This window comes from Mesorhizobium sp. M1E.F.Ca.ET.063.01.1.1 (genome assembly GCF_003998155.1).
Classification (GTDB): Bacteria; Pseudomonadota; Alphaproteobacteria; order Rhizobiales; family Rhizobiaceae; genus Mesorhizobium.
On record NZ_RZSC01000297.1, the window covers coordinates 1 to 6815 of the forward strand.

General features: G+C 64.0%; 8 protein-coding genes. All 8 read left to right on the plus strand.

Translation table 11 applies throughout. The features are described 5' to 3' along the window. A partial coding sequence (locus EOA29_RS20265; protein WP_127221351.1) for an FHIPEP family type III secretion protein occupies positions 1–1488 on the plus strand: 1488 nt, incomplete at its 5' end. Further along, the gene (gene fliR, locus EOA29_RS20270) at positions 1485–2237 is read left to right on the plus strand and encodes a flagellar biosynthetic protein FliR (protein WP_126092166.1); all 753 of its coding nucleotides are present in this window, start codon (positions 1485–1487) and stop codon (positions 2235–2237) included. The genes EOA29_RS20265 and fliR, both read left to right, overlap by 4 nt. Before the next feature lie 4 nt (positions 2238–2241). Beyond that, positions 2242–2625: a hypothetical protein gene (locus EOA29_RS20275; RefSeq protein ID WP_126092165.1), complete on the plus strand. Its 384-nt coding sequence runs from the start codon at positions 2242–2244 to the stop codon at positions 2623–2625. 174 nt (positions 2626–2799) lie between these two features. Next, a complete protein-coding gene (locus EOA29_RS20280; RefSeq protein ID WP_126092164.1) occupies positions 2800–4326 on the plus strand; it encodes an FAD-dependent oxidoreductase in 1527 nt (508 codons plus the stop codon). A 236-nt stretch (positions 4327–4562) separates the two neighbouring features. Next, the gene (locus EOA29_RS20285) at positions 4563–5102 is read left to right on the plus strand and encodes a rod-binding protein (protein ID WP_126095773.1); all 540 of its coding nucleotides are present in this window, start codon (positions 4563–4565) and stop codon (positions 5100–5102) included. 8 nt (positions 5103–5110) lie between these two features. After that, complete coding sequence (locus tag EOA29_RS20290) at positions 5111–5533, plus strand: hypothetical protein (protein WP_126092163.1); 423 nt, start codon at positions 5111–5113, stop codon at positions 5531–5533. A 31-nt stretch (positions 5534–5564) separates the two neighbouring features. Next, a complete protein-coding gene (locus EOA29_RS20295) occupies positions 5565–6086 on the plus strand; it encodes a hypothetical protein (RefSeq protein ID WP_126092162.1) in 522 nt (173 codons plus the stop codon). 229 nt (positions 6087–6315) lie between these two features. Beyond that, positions 6316–6600, plus strand: a complete 285-nt coding sequence (locus EOA29_RS20300) for an SCP2 sterol-binding domain-containing protein (protein ID WP_126092161.1) — start codon at positions 6316–6318, stop codon at positions 6598–6600. Positions 6601–6815: the final 215 nt, after the last annotated feature.

Here is a 6815-nt window from a genome sequence, read left to right on the forward strand (position 1 = left end):
TTCGTGCGCGGCGACGCGATCGCTGGCCTCATCATCACCGCCATCAACATCGTCGGCGGCATCGCCATCGGCTATCTGCGCCACGGCATGGGCCTCGGCCAGGCGGCCGACGTCTTCATCAAGCTGTCGGTCGGCGACGGGCTCGTCACCCAGATCCCGGCCCTCATCGTCTCGCTCGCCGCCGGCATGCTGGTCTCCAAGGGCGGCACCCGCGGTTCGGCCAACCAGGCGGTGTTCGGCCAGCTCGGCGCCCATCCGCGCGCGCTCTATGTCGCGGCCTCGCTGCTCGTCATCCTTGGCCTGATGCCCGGCCTGCCGCTGTTCCCGTTCTTTGCGCTGGCCGGCGCCATGGCCGGGCTCGGCTACGTCATCCCGTTGCGTCACAACCGGGCGCTGGCCGCGGCCGAGGCGCAGAAGAACCAGGAAAAGGCGAACAAGGTCGAGGAGGAGAAGAACTCGGTCAAGGCGTCCCTGGCCACCGCCGAGATCGAGCTTTTGATCGGCAAACAGCTCTCGACCCGGCTGCTGGTGGCGCATCAGGAACTGGTGTTCCGCATGTCGAAGATGCGCAAGAAATTCGCCCAGCAATACGGCTTCGTCGTGCCGGAAGTGCGCGTCACCGACGACTTCGCCATCCCGCCCAAGAGCTACCAGATCAAGGTCCACGGCACGGTCGTTGCCGAATACCAGATGCGCGTCGGCGAAATCATGGTGCTGCTCGGCACGCGCGGCGTGCCCGATATCCCGGGCGAGGAGATCCGCGAGCCGGCTTTCGGCATGCGCGCCTATTCGGTGCTCGAGACCTTCGCCGAGGACCTGAAGCGCGAGAACTACACCTTCGCCGACAACATGTCGGTGCTGCTCACCCATCTCTCGGAGGTCATCCGCAACAACCTGCCGCAGCTTCTTTCCTACAAGGACATGAAGGCGCTGCTCGAGCGGCTGGACCCCGAATACCGCAAGCTAGCCGACGAAATCTGCACCTCGCACATCTCCTATCCCGGCCTGCAGGCGGTGCTGAAGCTTCTGCTCGCCGAGCGCGTCTCGATCCGCAACCTGCACCTGATCATCGAGGCCATCGCCGAGATCGCGCCGCATGTGCGCCGCACAGAACAGATCGTCGAGCATGTGCGCATACGCATGGCGCAGCAGATCTGCGGCGATCTCTCCGAGGGAGGCATGCTCAAGGTGCTGCGCCTCGGCAACCGCTGGGACCTCGCCTTCCACCAGAGCCTCAAGCGCGACGCCAAGGGCGAGGTGCGCGAGTTCGACATCGATCCGCGCCAGCTCGAGGAATTCGGCCAGGACGCGACCAAGGCGATCCGCAAGCATCTCGAAGCCGGCGAACGCTTTGTCCTCGTCACCGCGCCCGACGCGCGCCCCTATGTGCGCATGATCATCGAGCGGCTGTTCACGACGCTCCCCGTTCTCTCCCATGTCGAGATCGCCAAGGGCGTCGAGATCAAGGTACTCGGAACGATTTCGTGAACGCGCTCTCGCAAGGCGTCGTCATCGCCGCCTTCCTCGCCTTCTGCCGCATCGGCGCCTGCTTCATGCTGATGCCCGGCATCTCCAGCACCCGCGTGCCTCTCCAGGTCCGGCTGTTCGTGTCGATTGCGGCCACCGGCGGCCTGCTCGCCTTCCTCTGGGATAAAATCTACCCGTTCGTCGATCCGCGCCCGCAGGTCTTGGCGCCGATGATCGTCTCCGAGCTTCTGGTCGGCGGGCTGATCGGCGCCATGACCAGGCTCTATATGGAAGCGCTGCGCTTCATGGGTTCGGCCATCGCCATGCTGATCGGCTATGGCGGCTCCGGCGGACCGGCGATCGAGGAGCCCGAGCCGCAGGCGGCACTTGCCGCCATCATCTCGTTCTCGGCGCTGCTTCTGCTGTTCGTCTTCGATTTCGACCATGAGATCGTGCGCGCGCTGGTCGCTTCCTACACGGTCGCGCCGGTCAACGTGTTCTTCAACCCGCAGGCGGCGCTCGTCGACGTCACCGACACGGTGTCGGACACCTTCTTCCTGGTCCTCCGCCTCGGCAGCCCCTTCGTCGCCTATGCCATCCTGGTCAATTTGACGATCGGCTTCGTCAACAAGCTGACGCCGCAGATCCCGGTCTATTTCATCTCGCTGCCCTTCGTCATCGCCGGCGGGATGATCATCTTCTACTTCGCCGTCGGCACCTTGCTGTCGCTGTTCGTCGACGGCTTTGTCGACCTGACGCTGGCGAGATAACCCGATGACCTCGCGCAAGGACCGCCTGAAGAAGCTGGTCAAGGTACAGGAGCAGTTGAAGGCGCTGCACGAGACCCGCCATGCCGGTTTTCTCTCCGCGGCCGCGGCGGCGGAATCGGAAGCGAGGGAACTCATCGAGCATTTCGACACCGACAGCTCGCTGGCCGGTCTGTTCCCGGCGCTTTACCATCGCCGCATCGCCGCTGCGCTCGGCCGGAAGGAACAGAGCCTCGAGAATGCCCGGCAGGAGGCGGCGCTGATCGCCAGGGCAACCGCCCGCACCAACATGGTCGAACGCGCCTACAAGGACGTGCGCCGCCGCGACGAGCGCGAGCGCTCGGACCGCGAGCGGCTCGACCTGATCGCGCAGAAGCGGCGCGACGAATAGCGTCCAGAATTCCTCGCCAGACCCGATGTTGATGTCCGCGGGCGTTGCGCGGTCATGCGACAACGATGGCGCCGGCCATCAATCTCAGGAACCTTTTGGCCGCCGCGGCGTCAATTCTGGGTCCGACACCCGAATGGATGGATCGTCGGCAAACCTTCCGAAGGAGGGTCACCAATGACCGCGCAGAAAAATCCTGATCTAGGCCCCGACTTCACGGTCGGAGTGCCGATTGCAGCGTTTGGCGAGAGCGTGCTGCTTGGGGGCCATGTCGGCGAGGAGCCGGTGCTTCTGGCGCGTGTCGGCGAGGAAGTGCTGGCGGTCGCAGGCAAGTGCACCCACTACGGTGGGCCGCTGGCCCAGGGGATCGTGGTCGACGACACGGTTCGATGTCCCTGGCACCACGCCTGCTTCAATCTCCGTACCGGCGAGGCGCTCGCCGCGCCCGCCTTCGACCCGCTGCAGCGATGGAGCGTGGAGCGCCGGGGCGATCGCATCTTCGTGACCGGCAAGGTTCCGGCAGACAAGGAGGCCGCATCGTCATCGCAGCCGGATGCGGCAGGCCAACAGGAGCGCATCGTCATTGTGGGTGGCGGTGCCGCCGGGTTCGCGGCAGCCGAAATGCTGCGCCGCGGCCAGTTCGCCGGCGAAATCACCATGCTCAGTTCGGACGATGACGCACCTTACGACCGCCCCAACCTGTCCAAGGACTATCTTGCCGGGACGGCGCCCGAGGCGTGGATTCCGCTGCGCGGCCCAAAATTCTACGCCCGCACCAAGATCGACCTCCAGTTGCAGACGACGTGTGAGCGTATCGACGTCGACGGTCGGGCGGTGATTGCCGGCGACGGTCGGGTCTTTCCGTTCGACCGCCTTCTGCTGGCGACGGGGGCTGAGCCGATTCGCCTGCCGCTTGCCGGCACCGATCGCGACCACGTCTTCACATTGCGGTCGCTGGCCGACAGCCGCGCTATCATCGAGCACGCTCAAAGCTCGAAGACGGCGGTCTTGCTCGGCGCGGGGTTCATCGGACTGGAGGTGGCGGCAGCCCTTCGCAAGCGTGGCCTCGCGGTCCACGTTGTCGCACCGGAGGCCTATCCGCTTGAAGCAGTCCTTGGACCGGAACTCGGCGCATTCATCCGCTCGCTGCACGAAGAGCATGGCGTCGTTTTCCATCTGGGCGCGACGGCCGAACGGATAACCACCCGGACCGTCGCGTTGAGCGACGGCCAAGTGATCGATGCCGATCTTGTCGTCGTCGGCGTCGGCGTGAAGCCGCGCGTCTCGCTGGCCGCCGATGCGGGCATCGCCGTCGACCAGGGTGTGCTCGTGAACGAATTCCTCGAGACAAGCGTGGCCGGCATATTCGCTGCTGGCGACGTTGCTCAATGGCTTGACTTGAAGACGTCTGAGTCGCGGCGCGTCGAGCACTGGGTCGTGGCGGAACGCCAGGGGCAGATTGCGGCGCTAAACATGCTCGGCCTTCGGCAACCCTTCTCGAGCGTTCCGTTCTTCTGGAGCGCACACTACGACGTATCGATCCGCTATGTCGGCTACGCCCGGTCGTGGGACTCCGTCGAGATCGATGGGAGCATCGCCGATCGCGATTGTCTGGTCGGCTACAAGAAGGGCGGCGAGATTATCGCCGTTGCCGCCATCGGTCGTGACGTGCAGGCTCTGGCCTGCGAGGTTTCCATGGCTTGATCACGCGTTCGACTGCTGGAAAGCGTTCGAGCAGTGTCGAGACGCTGGACTTTGACGCCAACGGCGGAAATCCGTGCCCTGGCGCCCGGCGGACGAACGATCCACTTCGGCAATCCGGTCCTCTGGCCAAATCCCCAGGTAAGCCTGCCACAAGCTTGTTGGGTCATTGTGCAACTAACAAAACCCGACAAAAAGGCAGTGCTTTCTTGGCCATCTCACCACCCAGCGACATCGTTATGGACGTCGCCCGCGCAGCGGAGCCGGCCGATGTCGAGGCGGCGCGTGCCGCGCTTGCGAGGCGTACCGGTGGCGCCCCGGGCACGTTCTCCGTCGATCCGGCAACCACTGTCGATGCTGGTTCCGTGCTCTCACGCGCAACAGCCGACAAAGCCGAAGCGGCGAACCCGGCGAAAAAATTCCAGCGCTTCGAGGCGATGGTGCTGACGACTTTCATCCAGAACATGATGCCAAAGGACACCGAAGGCGTTTATGGCAAGGGCCTGGCCGGCGACATGTGGAAGTCGCAGCTTGCCGAAAAGGTGGCCGATGTCATGGCCGCGCACGGCGGCATCGGCATCGCCAAATCAATGCTCGCCGACCACTATCTGGACGGCAAGCACAAGGTGCCGGTCGGGCCCGTTGGGGGCGGACCGGAGAAGGTCGAGATCGACCGGCAGACCAGGCTTTCGACCTCGATGATCGAGGAGCTTGAGCGCAAGGCCGCCCGGTCGATGACCGGCGACGACACGACCAAAAAAACAGACATCAAGATCTAGGGATTTACATGGCCGACCAAACGGATTTTTCCAACCTGCCTGCACGGACCACCGCCACGGAAGCGTCGATCGCGCCTGCGCGGCCCGGCAACCTCGCAGCCATCATCGGCCGTATCGAAGAAGCGGTGGACGAGGAAACGGCGGGTATCCGCAGCGGAACCGGTTACGACCTCAAGGCCTCGAATGCCCGCAAGAGCCGCTATCTCTACGAGCTGACCCGCGCCTTGAAGGGCGCCAACGAGATCGAATTCCTCGAGCAGCATCGCGATGGGCTGGCGCGGCTGCGCCAGAAGCTGGCGAGGAACGAGGCGGCGATCCTTGCCCATCTCAACGCCGTCAACGAGGTCGCCACGCTGTTGAAGAACGCCATCCAGCGCGCCGATGCCGACGGCACCTATTCGGCCGGCGAATTCGGATACGCCCGAGCCTGAATGTGATGGCAACGGCGCAAGGAAGGATCCGGTGATCAAGTTCATCGCCGCAGCGCTTTGGATCTGCGCCGTGACGCTCGGCGCGGTGTTCTACTCCTTCCAGGCAGCGGGCCAGCGCGGCGTCGGCGAGCCGCCGAAGCCGATGCTGGGTGGGCTCGATTACGTCAAGACCGACATCATTTCGGTGCCGCTCATCAAGGACGCCAAGATCGATGGCTATTTCCTGACCAAGCTCGTCTACACGGTGGAACCGGAGCAGATAAAGAAGCTTTCGATCCCGGCGCCGGCGCTGATAACCGACCAGGTCTATTCCTATCTCTACGCCAATCCGCAGATCGATTTCACCAAGAAGGAGACGATCGATCTCGATGCCTTCCGCAAATCGATCCGTGACACCGTCAACGCCCGCGTCGGCGTCGAACTGGTGCATGACGTGCTGGTCGACCAGGTCAACTTCCTGTCCAAGGATGAGATCCGCGACAATGCCATTCGCCGCCGCAGGGGCGCCGGCGAAACGGCCCAGGAAATGACCAAGGCCTTCAAGCAGCATTGATCGCGCCGCCGGTGCTTTCGCCGGGTTGGATGTACCGCCTCAACCATCCGCCGGCTGATGCGCCTTGCCGCATGGTTACCACCATGCCGCATGGCGGCCACGTTGACGTAAACGTCAACCCGAAGCTATATGCGCCGGTGGCTGTCGCCGCGCCCCCGCGCGACGCGGCGCCTCGCCCAGCGGCCAAGGGCCGGTGCGCGTCAAACGCAACCAAACGAGGAGAACCGCCATGGGCGTTCAGGAGATTGCCGACAAGATCAAGTCGCGCGTGGCAAGCGCGGGTTTCGAGCACTCGGTCAAGTTCGACACCGGCAGCGACGGCGTCATCGTCGTCGACGGTGCGACCGTCTCGACCGCCGATGCCCCGACCGACTGCACAATCAAGCTCTCGCTCGACGATCTCGACTTGCTGATCGCCGGCGACCTCAACCCGACCATGGCTTTCATGGCCGGCAAGCTGAAGGTCGAGGGCGACATGACGGTCGCCATGGCGCTCAGCCAGTTGCTCGGCTGATTGACGATATATCCATTCGGAATTGATCCGATGCGGCGCCGCGCTCTTGAACGCGTGACGCCGCACAGGCTTTTCTTCACTCGCTTCAATGCATGTCGCCCAGAAGTGCGCGGTTCTGGGACAACGACATGCATCAAAACCAGGACTTAAAGCGCGTCGCCTGAATCCGTTTCAGCGCGATGCGCTTTAGGCCAGGAACTCCAGCGCCTTCACCT